Source organism: Hydrogenophaga sp. GW101-3F08 (assembly GCF_059424585.1).
Window position 1 is genome coordinate 81,855 of record NZ_JBWKZP010000001.1, and the last position, 13,616, is coordinate 95,470.

At 65.3% G+C, this 13,616-nt stretch carries 15 protein-coding genes; 10 read left to right on the forward strand and 5 right to left on the reverse strand.

Annotation, left to right across the window (positions count from 1 at the left end):
• The first annotated feature begins 114 nt into the window (after positions 1-114).
• From AC07YZ_RS00375 to AC07YZ_RS00420, 10 genes are all read left to right on the forward strand, one after another.
• The gene (locus AC07YZ_RS00375) at positions 115-438 is read left to right on the forward strand and encodes a TcpQ domain-containing protein (RefSeq protein ID WP_226493342.1); all 324 of its coding nucleotides are present in this window, start codon (positions 115-117) and stop codon (positions 436-438) included.
• A 56-nt stretch (positions 439-494) separates the two neighbouring features.
• The gene (locus AC07YZ_RS00380; protein WP_494793278.1) at positions 495-1,391 is read left to right on the forward strand and encodes a VirB8 family type IV secretion system protein; all 897 of its coding nucleotides are present in this window, start codon (positions 495-497) and stop codon (positions 1,389-1,391) included.
• 89 nt (positions 1,392-1,480) lie between these two features.
• Positions 1,481-2,194: a TrbG/VirB9 family P-type conjugative transfer protein gene (locus tag AC07YZ_RS00385; RefSeq protein ID WP_226493340.1), complete on the forward strand. Its 714-nt coding sequence runs from the start codon at positions 1,481-1,483 to the stop codon at positions 2,192-2,194.
• Positions 2,191-3,270 carry a TrbI/VirB10 family protein gene (locus AC07YZ_RS00390; RefSeq protein ID WP_226493339.1) on the forward strand — a complete coding sequence of 360 codons (1,080 nt, stop codon included), beginning with the start codon at positions 2,191-2,193 and terminating at the stop codon, positions 3,268-3,270. Before AC07YZ_RS00385 ends, AC07YZ_RS00390 begins: the two co-directional genes overlap by 4 nt.
• A 19-nt stretch (positions 3,271-3,289) precedes the next feature.
• A complete protein-coding gene (gene virB11, locus AC07YZ_RS00395) occupies positions 3,290-4,336 on the forward strand; it encodes a P-type DNA transfer ATPase VirB11 (protein ID WP_494793279.1) in 1,047 nt (348 codons plus the stop codon).
• Positions 4,337-4,339: 3 nt separating this feature from the next.
• The gene (locus AC07YZ_RS00400) at positions 4,340-4,804 is read left to right on the forward strand and encodes a hypothetical protein (protein WP_494793280.1); all 465 of its coding nucleotides are present in this window, start codon (positions 4,340-4,342) and stop codon (positions 4,802-4,804) included.
• 62 nt (positions 4,805-4,866) lie between these two features.
• Positions 4,867-5,823: a lysozyme inhibitor LprI family protein gene (locus AC07YZ_RS00405; protein WP_494793281.1), complete on the forward strand. Its 957-nt coding sequence runs from the start codon at positions 4,867-4,869 to the stop codon at positions 5,821-5,823.
• Positions 5,824-5,830: 7 nt separating this feature from the next.
• A complete protein-coding gene (locus AC07YZ_RS00410) occupies positions 5,831-7,744 on the forward strand; it encodes a type IV secretory system conjugative DNA transfer family protein (RefSeq protein ID WP_494793282.1) in 1,914 nt (637 codons plus the stop codon).
• Positions 7,745-7,943: 199 nt separating this feature from the next.
• Entirely contained in the window at positions 7,944-9,287 is a 1,344-nt protein-coding gene (glmM, locus tag AC07YZ_RS00415) for a phosphoglucosamine mutase (protein ID WP_226493334.1), read from the forward strand.
• A 62-nt stretch (positions 9,288-9,349) separates the two neighbouring features.
• A complete protein-coding gene (locus AC07YZ_RS00420) occupies positions 9,350-9,871 on the forward strand; it encodes a GNAT family N-acetyltransferase (protein ID WP_494793283.1) in 522 nt (173 codons plus the stop codon).
• An 80-nt stretch (positions 9,872-9,951) separates the two neighbouring features.
• Here AC07YZ_RS00420 and AC07YZ_RS00425 read toward each other — a convergent pair whose 3' ends face one another.
• Genes AC07YZ_RS00425 through AC07YZ_RS00445 form a run of 5 tightly spaced genes read right to left on the reverse strand, consistent with a single transcriptional unit; the run spans position 9,952 to position 13,612 of the window.
• Positions 9,952-11,154 (reverse strand): exo-beta-N-acetylmuramidase NamZ family protein, encoded by a 1,203-nt coding sequence (locus AC07YZ_RS00425; protein WP_494793284.1) that lies wholly within the window; start codon positions 11,152-11,154, stop codon positions 9,952-9,954.
• Positions 11,151-11,801: a DOMON-like domain-containing protein gene (locus AC07YZ_RS00430; RefSeq protein ID WP_494793285.1), complete on the reverse strand. Its 651-nt coding sequence runs from the start codon at positions 11,799-11,801 to the stop codon at positions 11,151-11,153. Before AC07YZ_RS00430 ends, AC07YZ_RS00425 begins: the two co-directional genes overlap by 4 nt.
• A 28-nt stretch (positions 11,802-11,829) precedes the next feature.
• Positions 11,830-12,858, reverse strand: a complete 1,029-nt coding sequence (gene arsB, locus AC07YZ_RS00435) for an ACR3 family arsenite efflux transporter (protein ID WP_494793286.1) — start codon at positions 12,856-12,858, stop codon at positions 11,830-11,832.
• 5 nt (positions 12,859-12,863) lie between these two features.
• Positions 12,864-13,385: an arsenate reductase ArsC gene (locus AC07YZ_RS00440; protein WP_494793287.1), complete on the reverse strand. Its 522-nt coding sequence runs from the start codon at positions 13,383-13,385 to the stop codon at positions 12,864-12,866.
• A 29-nt stretch (positions 13,386-13,414) separates the two neighbouring features.
• On the reverse strand, positions 13,415-13,612 hold the full coding sequence (locus AC07YZ_RS00445) for a hypothetical protein (RefSeq protein ID WP_494793288.1): 198 nt from the start codon (positions 13,610-13,612) through the stop codon (positions 13,415-13,417).
• Positions 13,613-13,616 lie beyond the last annotated feature (4 nt).

Genomic DNA, 13,616 nt, shown 5'->3' on the forward strand with positions numbered 1-13,616 from the left:
AAACGAGCCATACAAAGAATGATTTCAAAAGAAACACCGTCTGTCACACCCCGTTTGTCTTTACTCGCCCTTTTGGTCGTTCTCCAGGCCTGTACCACGCCTCAGGCGGTGGATATGGCGGACAACTGGAAACCGGTGAACACGCTCAGCGGCGTTCCTCAGGAGATTCCGCTCAAGGAGGAAGCCGAGTTGCCCAAGTTTCAGATGCTGCCGACCGACCCGACCCTGCGTCACATGCTGGAGCGCTGGGCGAAGGAGTACGGCGGTTCGCTGGATTGGCAGTACCCCAGCGACCTGACGCTGGTGAGTGGTCTGGAGTCCGTCAAGGACAACAACTTGCAGCGGGCGCTCAACACGGTTCGCCGCATTTACGCGGCGCAGAAGCTGCGGGTTCAGGTGACGGCCAACAAGTCGATGCTGGTGACCAAGATGCCCTGAGCGCGGCATCGAGCGAAACATGACGGTTACGGATCAACAAGGTTTTCAGGGCTGATATGGCATTTTTCAAGCGCGAGTTGTCGCCGGCTTCGCAGGAGATTCTCAAGAAGTCGATGGATTTCGAATCGAACGTAATCACCATGGTCAAGCGCAGTGAGCGTCGGGCCTGGATCGTGGCGTTTTGCTCGATGGCCGTCACGGTGTGTCTGGTGGTCAGCATCGCGTACATGTTGCCCCTCAAGGAGAAGGTGCCCTATCTGGTGACGGTGGATTTGAAGCGCAGCACGAGCACGGTGTCGCACCTGCGTGACAACGTGGCTGCGACCGGCATTTATGCCAGCGAAGCGCTGAACCGAAGCCATGTGGCGCGCTTTGTGCAGGCGCGCGAGGGCTACGACTACGACACGATCAACGAACACGACTGGGAGTACGTGGCGGCGATGTCGAACGATCAGGTCAAGGGTTTGTTCGTGAAGCAGTTTGACGGCACCGACAACAGCCCGGAGAAGAAATGGGGCCGCAATTTTGCGATCCGTATCAAGGTCAACAGCATTGTGTTCAATGGCCTGGACGAGGAGCGCGGTGCGCGTCCGACGGCTGCGACGGTGCGGTTCGAGAAGTGGAAATTCGACAAGAGCACGGGCAAGAGCGAATACCTGAGCAGCCATGTTGGCACGTTGCGCTATGAGTACAAGGCCAATTTGCGCATGGAGGACAACCTGCGCTTGCGCAACCCATTGGGCTTTCAGGTCACGGCCTTCAAGGTGGACGACGAGTTCAATGCGCCGGTTTTCAAGGCCGCAGAACAGGATGTGGGCATGCCCTTGCTCACGGAAGAAGAAGGCGTGTTGCATCGGGGGGCTGAGGCGGCACAGACCTCGCAACCGACCCCCGCGGTAGACGCTAGGACCAGCCTGCCAGGTGCACCTGCCACGCCAACCCAGGGGCAATGATGTCGACACAACCAGGCAAATACTTTCGAACAGACAGGGACCGCCAAAAGATGATCAAAAACACTCGCTTTCGATGGCTTTGGGCCGCAATGGCCGCTTTCAGCGCAACGGGGCCGGGCGTGGCCCTGGCGCAAGAAGTGCGCGATGTGGTCTATCGACCCGACCAGGTGGTCCGCGTCAACACCGGTCTGGGCATTGCCACTCAGATCGAAATCAGCGCCCAGGAACAGATCAAGGACTTCGGCACGGGTTTCAGCGACGGCTGGGAGCTGGTGCGGCGCGACAACATCTTCTACATCCGGCCGAAGAATGTGGACGTCGACACCAACATGTACATCCGCACGAACATGCGTTCGTACCTGCTGGATCTGCGGGTGTCGGCTACCAAGTGGCGCACGCTGGAGGAAGCGAAGAGCGCGGGGGTCTTCTACAAGGTGCGTTTTGTCTATGGCAGCGATGAGCCCGACAAGGCGAGCAGCATGGCGGCGGTGAATGCGGTGCTGTCGCCGTCGCCGGGTGCGCTGAACTCGCAGAACAACTACCACCTGAATTACGACTATTCGGCGGTTCGCGAGGACTCCACCATCGTGCCGACGCGGGTCTATGACAACCAGCAGTTCACCTACATCCATCTGCCACCCATGGCGAACTTCCCAGCGGTTTTTGGCCGCCACGAGCGTGCCGGTGAGGAGTTTCTGGTGAACACCAAAAGCGAAAAGAACGTGATGGTGGTCCTGGGCGTCTACCCGTACCTGGTGATGCGCCTGGGCAACGATGTGGTTGGATTGAGGAGGAACAAATGAGCATGCAATTTCCCAATGGGAGTGCCCCGGGCCCGGCGCTGTCGGACAACATGCCCAAGCTGTCGGCGGGCCTTACGCGCGGCGTGAACAAGACGGCGGTGGCCTACATCGTCCTGGTGTCGCTGGCCACCATCGGCATGACGCTGTGGGTGGCCAGCAATGCGTTCTCCGCCGATGGCGACGACAAGAAGCGGGTCACCTTTGAAGAGGTGACGGTGCCAGAGAAACCGGTGTTGAAGCTGCCGCCCCCTCCGGTGGCGCAGGCTGCGCCGACCGTGGCGCCCCCATTGCCAGAATCGGCGGCCATGGCCGACGCGCCCGCAACCCGGGACGATCTGCTGGAGCGGCGCATGGCCAGTCGGGACAACCTGACCGCGGCGACCGACAAGGGCAAAAAGAACCCGTTCTTCGAAGACGAGTTCTCCGCCGTGAAGCGGGGCGCCGTGGAGGTTCTGGCCAACGCCGACTTCACCCTGACGCGTGGCACCTTCATCCGTTGCTCGCTGGAAACGAAGGTGGTGTCCACCCTGCCCGGCATGACCTCGTGCATCGTCACCGAGCCGATCTATTCGGTGAACGGTCGACGCCTGTTGATCGACAAGGGCTCCAAGGTCACGGGTGAATACAAATACGCCGATGAGCACTACGACCGTGTCGGTATCGTCTGGACCCGTGTGCTGACCACGACCGGTCTGGACGTGCGGATCGACAGCGCCGGCACGGACGCGCTGGGCGGTACCGGGGTTCCTGGCCACTACGACGGTCACTGGGGGGAGCGCATTGGCTCGGCTCTGCTGGTCAGTCTGCTCGCGGACGGCATTGATGCTGGCGCGCAGAAGTTCGCGGACCGCAACGACATTCGCGGGCGTGAGACGTCTCAATACGACAGCGATGGTCGTCTGGCCAGTACGCGGGTCGACCCCTGGGAGTCCCAGACCGCCACCACGGTGAAGAAGGCGGCTTCGGACATGCTGGCCCGATCGGCCAACCGCAAGGCCACGGTGACCGTGCTAAACGGCACGGTGATCAACATCTTTGCGGCCCGCGACGTCGACTTCTCCAGCGTGATGCGGTGATCGCGGGCGTTTGCACAACATGACGGAACAGCCGAACGACGAACCGATTGCGAACATTTCAACGGAGTTTCTGGAGTACCAGTACCACGTGCTGGGGATTTCCGGCTACCTGAGCGACCCCAACGTCACCGAAATCTGCATCAACCGCCCAGGCGAGGTGTTCCTGGAAACGGCGGCGGGCTGGCAACGGATGGACGTGCCCGGTCTCACGTTCGACCGGGCGCGCCAGTTCTGCACCACGGTGGTCAACGAGAGCAAGACGGGGCAGCGCATCACCAACGTGGACCCGGTGGTATCGCTGACGTTTCCGACCGGGCAGCGCGCCCAGTTCGTGCTGCCGCCCGCAGTACCGGCTGATCACGTTTCCATCACCATCCGCCTGCCTTCGCGCTACACCAAGACGCTGAACCAGTACCAGAGCGACGGCTTCTTCGACCGGATCCTCGAAGAAGATGGAAGCATCAGCGCGATGGATCAGGAGCTTCTGGAGCTCAAGAGAGCCCGCGACTACCATGGTTTTTTCAGCCAGGCCGTGCACTACAAGAAGAACATCGTGGTGTCGGGCGCCACCGGCAGTGGCAAGACCACGTTCATGAAATCGCTGGTGACGCACATCCCCGACGACGAACGCCTGATCACGATCGAAGACGCCCGCGAGCTGTTCATCGAGCAGCCCAACGCGGTGCACCTGATCTATTCGCGGGGCGGGCAGGGCACGGCCAACGTGTCGGCCAAGGGCTGCATGGAGGCCTGCCTGCGCATGAAGCCCGACCGCATCATCCTGGCGGAAATCCGGGGGGACGAGTCGTTCTACTACATCCGCAACTGTGCCTCGGGCCATCCGGGCTCCATCACCAGTTGCCACGCTGGCAGCACCAGCCAGACCTGGGACCAGATGGCCTTGATGATCAAGGCCTCGCCCGAAGGTTCGGGCCTGGCGTTCGCCGAGATCAAGCGACTCCTGATGTTGACCATTGATGTGGTGGTGCACATCAAGGCCCACGCGGGGCGGCGCTACATCACGGGCATTGACTTCGACCCACAACGCCGATTGGCCATGGACTGACCCATGTTGAACAAGTTTTTTGCTTCGTGTGTTTTGGCGCTGGGCATGGCCGTGGTGTTGCCAGGTGGTGCCCAGGCCGCGTCGCCACGGGCGCGCTCCGATCTGACACCGGTCGGAATGCGTGGCATCTGGTACCCGAAGACCGAAGCCGGCGCACAGCAGTGCGCACGGTATGTCCGGCGGCGCCCGGTGGAGCTGGACCCCGGCGCATTGCAGATCGGCGACCAGAACATCATGGAGTGGGGCCCTGTGGGTCAGCACAAGGTGGTTTTTGTGGTTGATGTCCGGGCGAAGCGGCGTTCGACCTGGCGTCTCCAGGGACTCCTGGACACGTATCCGTACGAGGCGCCCAAGGTGCTGGAGACCTATGTTTTCGAGGTCCGCAAGGACGAGTTGCGCTGGTCCAGAAGAGTCGTTGACTTGGTGACGGAGCGGGTTGAAACCTCGGTGTATGTCCGTTGCGTCTAGGGATGGCGTCTGCCGGGCAATGGATCGATGTCGCGTGAATGTGCAATGAGGGAGCAGGAGTGATGATGAAAAAGAAGGGCTGGTGGACGGTATGCCGCTGGGTCGGCGCGGGTCTGGTGGGCGGTTTGCTGACCGCGTGCGCCGGGCTGGAGAACATGGTTGATCGGGGTCTGGAGCCCATGCTGGTTCAACTGGCGCCAGACGGCGAGGCCTACCGGTTCGACTTCGTGTTTGACGACAGCGCCGACGATGACGATCAGGTCTATGGCGCGGGCTTTGTGGTGGTGAGCCAGGGCGACAAGGAGCTGCAGGCCATACCGCATGCGTTTGAGCTGCCACGCGACAACATCGATGGCCGGCAGTGGTTGAAATTCTGGGACGCCAACGGCGATGGCTGGCAGGATTTTGCGGTGGTGCGCTTGCTGGCCCCCGAGAGCCGGCTGCCCGTGTCGGTGCTGTACCAGTACGAGCCGCAGACCCGCACCTTCGTGGCGGTCGAGCCGCTGTCGCATCTGGGTGAACTGATGCCGGCCGGCCGGGGTTGCCTGCAGTTGCGCTTCGCCGTCGAGGCCGGACACACCGCCCAGGAGACCCATTGTTATTCCACCCAGGCGGCCCGATGGGTCCGCCAGCTGGGGCAGGGCACGGGGTGGGCGCAGGCACCGGCCGATCAGGCCTGCCAGGGGCCCACCCCCGAGTTGCTGGGTTGCCGCAAGTCGAGGCTGGAAGCGGACAAGGAAATGCAGGACGTGGTGCGCGAATACCGCAGCGCCCAGCGCCAGCTGTTGCAGCAGAACCAGAGTCGCGACTACGTGCAGGCCTTCTCGCGCAACCTGGCCATCTCGCACGCCACCTGGCTGCGCTACCGCAACGCGCGCTGCGCCTTGTTCGTGCGCGAGCAGGCCCTGCCCGCGGCCTTGTTCAACTCGGCCATCGAGGCCTGTCGTTACGACCTGTCGCGCTCGCAGATCCAGCAGTACAAGGTGCGGTTGGCGCGGCTGTCGAGTCAGAAGGAGTGAGCGGGCCATGCGCCAGACCCGGTTGATGTTCCTGGTGGCCGTGCTGCTGGTGGCCTGTCTTGGTGGTGCTTACCTCAGTGGCCTGATCCTGTTCTGGCGCCTGGGTTTGCCGTTGGAGGAGCTGGGCCTGACCAGCTACCCGGCGTACTGGTGGGCCCATTCGGCGCACCCCCAGTTCGGGAAAACCGTGCAGACCAGCGGTCTGATGGGCTTTGCCCTGCCGTTGTTGGCGCTCCTGGGCGCGCTGGTGCTGGTGCTGAAGAAACAGCGCCCGAACCTGTACGGTGAGGCCCGTTTTGCCCAGATGGCCGATCTTCGCCAGCGCAAGATGCTTGCACCCTCGGACACCGCGCTGGTGGTGGGCAAGAAAGACGGCAAGTACCTGTACTTCAACGGGCAGCAGTTCGCCATACTGGCCGCGCCGACCCGCTCGGGCAAGGGCGTGGGCCTCGTGATTCCGAACCTGCTGAGCTACCAGGGCTCGGTGGTGGTGCTGGACATCAAGCAGGAAAACTTCGATCTGACCAGTGGTTTTCGCGCCCGCTACGGACAGGAGGTCTACCTGTTCAACCCCTTCGCGGAAGACCTGCGGACCCACCGCTGGAACCCGCTGGGCTATGTGTCCGATGACCCGAACTTCCGGGTCAGCGATGTGCAGAGCATCGCGGCCATGCTGTACCCGGCCACGGATCTGCACAAGGACCCGTTCTGGGCCAACCAGGCCCAGAACGCTTTTGTCGCGTTCGCGCTCTACGCGTTCGAGCAGGCCGCCTACCTGGCCCGCTTCTTCGGCTCGGGCGAGGACCGTCCCCAAGCGCCCACCATGGGGGCGCTCTACCGCCTGGCGTCCGGCCGCGCGGGCCAGGACATCAAGACCTATCTGGCCGACCTGGCCAGTTGGCCCCACCTGAGCCCGAGCGCGAAAGCGGCGTTCGCCACCTTGCTGGGGCAGGCGAACGAAACCTTTGCCAGCATCATGGGCACGTTCAAGGAGCCGCTGAACCCCTGGCTCAACCCCGTGGTGGACGCCGCCACCAGCGCCAACGACTTCGACATCCGCGACGTGCGCAAGAAGAAGATGAGCATCTACGTGGCGATCCAGCCCAACAAGCTGGCCGAAAGCCGCTTGATGCTCAACCTGTTCTTCAGCCAGCTGATCAACCAGAACACCCGGGAACTGCCCCAGGCCAACCCGGCGCTGAGGCACCAGTGCCTGCTGCTGATGGACGAGTTCACCAGCATCGGTCGGGTGGACATCATCGCCAGCGCGGTCAGTTTCATGGCCGGCTACAACCTGCGCCTGATGCCCATCGTCCAGAGCCTGTCTCAACTGGAATCGACCTACGGCAAGGAACAGGCGCGCACCATCATGACCAACCACGCGCTGCAGATCATCTTTGCACCGCGCGAACAGCACGACGCCAACGAGTACAGCGACATGCTGGGCTACACCAGCATGCGCAAGGACAGCGTGAGCCGCAGCAGGTCGCGCGACAGCAGCTACACGCGCAGCGAGAGCGACGAGCGTCGCGCGCTGATGCTGCCGCAGGAGCTCAAGGCCATGGGCGACGACAAGGAAATTCTCCTCGTCGAGGGCATGGCCCACCCGGTGATGGCGGACAAGATCCGCTACTACCAGGACCCGGCCTTCAAGGAGCGGCTGTTGCCCAAGGTGCCGGTGCCGTTGCTGACCCTGCCGGGCAGCGAGCCCCTGGTTCCAGGCACCCGGGCCGACCCCGCGCTGGCCCGCGATCCGATGCCGCAGACCCCGCCGCCGGTGGTGCAGGAGAGCGTTGAGTCCTCATTGGCGCAGCAGTACGAGGCGCATCGCCAGCGCATGCCCGCGACCCCCAGCGAATACACCGGGCTGGCGGGGATTCAACACGAGGTGGACGGGTTGCTGCACCAACTGGAACGGTAGGGCACACCGTGGAGACGGGCCGGGGTGCCAACGGGCGTCGTTGCGGTTGGTCAACCCAACGGACCCGCACCCACCTTCGCGCCACCGAGCCGCCCCCGGGGCCTTTGAGGGCGATACAGGCAAGTCCTAAAATGCCGACCAGGCCGCCCGGAGCGGCCCCTGCCCCTTGCGGTCGAGTCCGCCCATCTTTCTTTCCCCTATGACACGACAATACTTTGGCACCGACGGCATACGTGGCACGGTTGGCCAGCCCCCCATCACGCCCGACTTCGTGCTGCGCCTGGCCCACGCCGTGGGGCGGGTGCTCAAGCAGCACGAAAGCCGGCCCACGGTGCTGATCGGCAAGGACACGCGCATTTCCGGCTACATGCTGGAAAGCGCGCTGGAATCGGGTTTCAACTCGGCGGGCGTCGACGTGGTGCTGCTCGGTCCGGTGCCCACGCCGGCCGTGGCCTACCTCACGCGTGCCCAGCGTGCCAGCCTGGGCGTGGTGATCTCCGCCAGCCACAATCCGTTCGACGACAACGGCATCAAGTTCTTCAGCGCCCAGGGCACCAAGCTGCCCGACGAATGGGAGCTCGCGGTCGAGGCCGTGCTGGCGCAGCCGCCGGCCTGGGCCGATTCGGCCAGCCTGGGCAAATCGCGCCGGCTCGATGACGCGGCGGGGCGCTACATCGAGTTCTGCAAGAGCACCTGTTCCCACCTGTTCACGCTCAAGGGCCTCAAGATCGTGGTGGACGGCGCGAACGGTGCGGCGTACCACATCGCGCCCGATGTGTTCCACGAACTCGGCGCCGAGGTGGTCCGGATCGGATGCGCGCCCAACGGGCTGAACATCAACCAGGACGTGGGTGCCACCCACCCACAGGCGCTGGTGGAGGCGGTGAAGGCGCACGGTGCCGACTACGGCATTGCGCTCGATGGCGACGCCGATCGGCTGCAGATGGTGGACACCACCGGGCGCCTCTTCAATGGCGACGAGCTGCTGTACCTGATCGCGGCCGACCGCATCGCCCGCGACATCGACGTGCCCGGCGTGGTGGGCACGCTCATGACCAACATGGCGGTGGAGGTGGCCTTCAAGCGCAAGGGTGTGAAATTCGTGCGCGCCCGCGTGGGCGACCGCTATGTGCTCGAAGAACTGGAGCGGCACGGCTGGAGCCTGGGCGGCGAAGGCTCGGGCCACCTGCTGGTGCTCGACCGCCACACCACCGGCGACGGCCTGGTGTCGGCCCTGCAGGTGCTGGCCGCCTGCATGGACAGCGGCCAGACCATGGCACAGTTGCTGTCCGAGGTGACGCTGTTTCCGCAGACGCTCATCAACGTGCGCTTGCAACCCGGCCAGGACTGGAAGACCAACACCCGCCTGGACGAGGAGATTCGCGCCGTCGAGGCGGAGCTGGGCGAGACCGGCCGGGTGCTGATCCGGCCCAGCGGCACCGAGCCGCTGCTGCGCGTCATGGTCGAAGCGCGCGATGCGCAGCAGGCTCGGTCGTGCGCCGAGCGGCTGGTCGAGGCCGTGAAGTCGCAGGTGCCGGTATGACCGCTGCGCCGGACCGTCCTCCAGAAATCCCGCACCGCAGCCCGCGGGGCGAAAACACGCCAATGAACCCGCAACCGGGATTGGCCATCACGGCGCAGCGCGCCGACTACACCGACCCCCAGCACCAGGCCGCGCTGGTGATGCTGCTCGACGCCTATGCCAGCGACCCGGCCGGCGGTGGCGAGCCACTGTCCGACTTTGCCAAGGCGCATCTGGTGCCCGAGCTCGCCGCCCGTCCGCAGGCCTACAGCGTGCTGGCGTTCGAAGGCGATGCACCGGTGGGGCTGGTCAACTGCATCGAGGGTTTTTCCACCTTCGCTTGCCGGCCGTTGGTGAACGTGCACGATGTGGCGGTGCTGGCCAGCCACCGCGGGCGTGGCATCGCCGAGCTGATGCTGGCACTGGCCGAAATCATCGCGCGCGAGCGCGGTGCGGTGAAGATGACGCTGGAGGTGCTCTCGGGCAACGCGCCTGCGATCAAGCTCTACCAGCGCATTGGCTACGCCGGTTACCAGCTCGATCCTGCGATGGGCACGGCGCAGTTTTTTCAGAAACTGTTACCCCCCGCGCCGGGCTCTGAATGAGCCCGTCACCCCCCAGGGGGCGATGCGAGCGGCCCGGCGAAGCCGGTTCCGCCGCATCCTACAACTTTGATCCTCGTTGCTCAGTAGAGCAAGTGGGGTTCGCGCTCCTTTTCCCAGGCCGCCTCGTCCGGCTTGGTGATCGCTTCGAGGTCTTCGGGCTTTGATTTCGGATCGTCCACCCACTCACGCAATGCCGGCCCACCGTTGATGAGGTCGATCGCCAGGCGGTCGTGTTCGTATTCGTAGGCGAAATCGCGCCACAGCGGGTAGCCGGGCGCCTGCACACGCAACGCTTTGAACGCCAGTGCCTGGAGGCGCCAGGGTTGGAACGCGGTGGGGTCGTAGTGCGTCGGGTCTTCCACGTGGATCTGCACGCCGGCGCAGAGCTGGCCGGCGTGTTTGTGGAAGGTGGGTTCGAAGAAGCATTCGCGCAGCACGCAGCCGCGCAGCCATTGCGGCGCGATGCGGCGCATGTCGGCAATCAGGCGCCGCGCGTCGATGCCGGGCGCGCCGAACAGCTCCAGCGGGCGCGTGGTGCCGCGGCCTTCGCTGAGCGTGGTGCCTTCGAGCATCACGGTGCCCGCATAGGCACGCGCCATCCAGAGATTGGCCGCGTTCGGGCTGGGGTTGACCCAGGTGCGTTCGGTGGGCCAGCCAAAACCAGGCGCCGCGTCGGGCGCCCAGCCGTCCATGGTGATCACGCGGTAGTCGACCGCCAGCCCCAGCGTGGCGATGAACCAGAGGCCGAGTTCGCCCATGGTCATGCCGTGGCGCATGGGCATGGGGCCGGCGCCGACGAAGCTTTCCCAGCCGGGGCGCAGCGTCAGGCCTTCCACCGGGCGGCCGGCCGGGTTGGGGCGGTCCAGCACCCAGACCGCTTTGCTGTGTTGCGCCGCGGCTTCGAGCACGTAGCGCAGCGTGGTGATGAAGGTGTAGATGCGGCAGCCCAGGTCCTGCAGGTCGACCAGCAACACATCAAAGCTGTCCATCATCGCGTCGGTGGGGCGGCGCACCTCGCCGTAGAGGCTGAACACGGGGATGCCCAGACGCGGATCGAGGTAGTCGGGCGATTCGACCATGTTGTCCTGCTTGTCCCCACGCAGGCCATGCTGCGGGCCGAAGGCGGCCGTGAGCTTCAGGTCGGGCAGGGCCGCCAGGGCGTCGAGCGAATGTGTGAGATCGCGCGTGACCGAGGCCGGATGGGCGAGCAGGGCCACGCGCCGGCCGGCCAGCGGTGCGCGCAGGGTGGGGTCTTCGATCAAGCGTTCGATGCCGAATTTCATGCGGTGTCTCGGGAGGCGGTGGGTGGGTCGAAGAGGGGCTGCGTCAGCGTCAGCGCGAAGCCGTCGCGGTGGTGGAAGTCGGGGCGCGCGCCCGGGTGCCGCAGGGCCCAGTAGCTGAGCCGGCCCTCGGTGTCCTCGATCACCGCGGACAGGCCAAGTTGCAGAGGCTGCCCCGCCGCTGGCGCGGGCAGGGCGTGGCGGGGCAGCCAGGCCAGCAGGGTCAGGGTGTGCTCGGTGGTTTCCAGTTGCAGATCGGGCACGACGGGCGCCTCCGCGGCTTCGGCCGGCAGGTCGCGCGCACGCTCGGCGCTGAAGCGGTAGGCCGCCCACTGGCCCGAGGGCGAGAAGTTGAATTCGCGGTAGGCCGCTTCACCGGCGCGGGCCACAAAGGCCTCGAAGCAGGTGTGTTGCCACAGGCCGTCGGCCGGGCCCGGCAACGCCGGCTCCGGGAGGCGCAAGCGGCCCACCTCGCCGCGCAGCTGGTAGCTCAGCAGCCAGCCGGGGCCCTGTTCGGAGCCGGCCGCCGCCAGCGACACGCTCACCCGCAGATCCAGCGCGCAAGGGGTGGCCGGATGGCACAGCAGGGGCTGCGCCGCGGCAGGCCGTTGCAGGCGGGAAGGGGTTGGCGTGGGGGCGTCGGGCGTCACAGCCCCGTATTCTGGCAGGGGCGTGGACTCAAGCCGGCTGGGCCACGAACCAGTGCCGCGTGCGGTTGATCAGTGCCACCAGCGACAGCATGACCGGCACTTCGACCAGCACGCCCACCACCGTGGCCAGCGCAGCGCCCGAGTGCAGGCCGAAGAGCGAGATCGCCACCGCCACCGCCAGCTCGAAGAAGTTCGAGGTGCCGATCAGGCAGGCCGGCGCCGCGATGTCGTGCGGCAGCTTGAGCCAGCGCGCGCCCACGTAGCCGATGGCAAAGATGCCGTAGGTCTGGATCAGCAGCGGCACGGCGATGAGCCCGATCACCAGCGGCTGGGCCACGATGGTTTCGGCCTGGAAGCCGAACAGCAGCACCACGGTGGCGATCAGGCCCACCACCGACCAGGGCTTGAGCACCTTCACGAACGCGCCCACCGCCGCCTCGCCGCCGCGCGAGCGCAGCCCTTGCCGCGTGAGCACGCCGGCCACCAGCGGCAACACCACGTAGAGCGCGGTGGAGAGCAACAGCGTCTGCCAGGGCACGGCCAGGTCGGTCACGCCGAGCAGGAAAGCGGCGATGGGTGCGAAGGCGAAGACCATGATGAGGTCGTTCACCGACACCTGCACCAGCGTGTAGTTCGGGTCGCCCTTGGTGAGCTGGCTCCAGACGAAGACCATGGCGGTGCAGGGCGCCACGCCCAGCAGGATCATGCCGGCGATGTATTCGTTGGCCGACTGCGGGTCCACAAAGGGCGCAAACAAATACTTGAAGAACAGCACGCCCAGCGCGGCCATGGTGAAGGGCTTGATGAGCCAGTTGATCACCACCGTGAGCATCAGGCCCTGCGGCTTCTTGCCGACGTCGCGCACGGCCGCGAAGTCGATCTGGATCATCATCGGGTAGATCATGATCCAGATCAGCACGGCCACGATCAGGTTGACGTGCGCCACTTCGATCGCCGCGATGGTGGCGAAGCTGGCGGGGGTGAGCAGGCCCAGGCCGACACCCGCAAGGATGCCCAGGCCGACCCAGACGGTGAGGTAGCGTTCAAAGAGTCCCATGGTGTTCAGTCTTTCTGCGCCAGATCGCGGGCCTGTTGTTGCAGCAGCAGGCGGTCCACGCTCGCCAGGGGCAGGTTGATCAGCAGCTCCAGCCGGCGGTGGATGGCGAGCAGCGTCTGCTTGAAGGCCGCGAGTTTGTCCGCTTCACTGCCCGGCGCGTTCGACGGGTCGGCATAGCCCCAGTGCGCGGTGGCCGGCTGGCCGGGCCAGTACGGGCAGACCTCGCCAGCGGCGTTGTCGCAGACCGTGATCACCAGGTCCATGTGGGGCGCATCGGCCAGGGCGAACACGTCCCAGCTCTTGCTGCTCAGGCCCTCGGTGGCGATGCCGGCGTCCTGCAGGGCGCGCAGCGCGAGCGGGTTGGGTTGCTGGTTGTCGCGTGGGCTGCTGCCGGCGGAGAAGCCGCGGAATCGCTGCACGCCTTTGACCTTTCCCAGGTGGTTCAGGGCGGCCTCGGCCAGGATGCTGCGGGCCGAGTTGTGGGTGCAGAGAAAAAGGACGTTCAGGGTCTGGTTCGGGGTGGTCATGGCGAAAGTGGGTTCGTTGAGGTGGGCGCTCAGCAGCAGCCGGAGGGTTGGGCGGACGACGAAGGGCCGCAGCACGGCGCGGCCGCCACCGGGATGGACACGGACCGGGCCGCCGAGGCCTGGGGGACGCAGCAGGCCGAGGCCGCCGCCTCGGGCGCACACGCCTCGCTGAACACGGGAATGTTGTCCAGCGTGTGGAACTGTTCCCAGACGTGAAAGCGTTTCATCGGT

Excerpts from the sequence above, each read along its gene's own strand:
- AC07YZ_RS00425 (WP_494793284.1), bottom strand. The coding sequence starts at position 11,154 with ATGAAATTCGGCATCGAACGCTTGATCGAAGACCCCACCCTGCGCGCA.
- AC07YZ_RS00445 (WP_494793288.1), bottom strand. The coding sequence starts at position 13,612 with ATGAAACGCTTTCACGTCTGGGAACAGTTCCACACGCTGGACAACATT.
- glmM (WP_226493334.1), top strand. The coding sequence starts at position 7,944 with ATGACACGACAATACTTTGGCACCGACGGCATACGTGGCACGGTTGGC.
- AC07YZ_RS00385 (WP_226493340.1), top strand. The coding sequence starts at position 1,481 with ATGGCCGCTTTCAGCGCAACGGGGCCGGGCGTGGCCCTGGCGCAAGAA.
- arsB (WP_494793286.1), bottom strand. The coding sequence starts at position 12,858 with ATGGGACTCTTTGAACGCTACCTCACCGTCTGGGTCGGCCTGGGCATC.
- AC07YZ_RS00420 (WP_494793283.1), top strand. The coding sequence starts at position 9,350 with ATGAACCCGCAACCGGGATTGGCCATCACGGCGCAGCGCGCCGACTAC.
- virB11 (WP_494793279.1), top strand. The coding sequence starts at position 3,290 with ATGACGGAACAGCCGAACGACGAACCGATTGCGAACATTTCAACGGAG.
- AC07YZ_RS00400 (WP_494793280.1), top strand. The coding sequence starts at position 4,340 with ATGTTGAACAAGTTTTTTGCTTCGTGTGTTTTGGCGCTGGGCATGGCC.
- AC07YZ_RS00375 (WP_226493342.1), top strand. The coding sequence starts at position 115 with ATGGCGGACAACTGGAAACCGGTGAACACGCTCAGCGGCGTTCCTCAG.
- AC07YZ_RS00390 (WP_226493339.1), top strand. The coding sequence starts at position 2,191 with ATGAGCATGCAATTTCCCAATGGGAGTGCCCCGGGCCCGGCGCTGTCG.
- AC07YZ_RS00380 (WP_494793278.1), top strand. The coding sequence starts at position 495 with ATGGCATTTTTCAAGCGCGAGTTGTCGCCGGCTTCGCAGGAGATTCTC.
- AC07YZ_RS00405 (WP_494793281.1), top strand. The coding sequence starts at position 4,867 with ATGATGAAAAAGAAGGGCTGGTGGACGGTATGCCGCTGGGTCGGCGCG.
- AC07YZ_RS00410 (WP_494793282.1), top strand. The coding sequence starts at position 5,831 with ATGCGCCAGACCCGGTTGATGTTCCTGGTGGCCGTGCTGCTGGTGGCC.
- AC07YZ_RS00440 (WP_494793287.1), bottom strand. The coding sequence starts at position 13,385 with ATGACCACCCCGAACCAGACCCTGAACGTCCTTTTTCTCTGCACCCAC.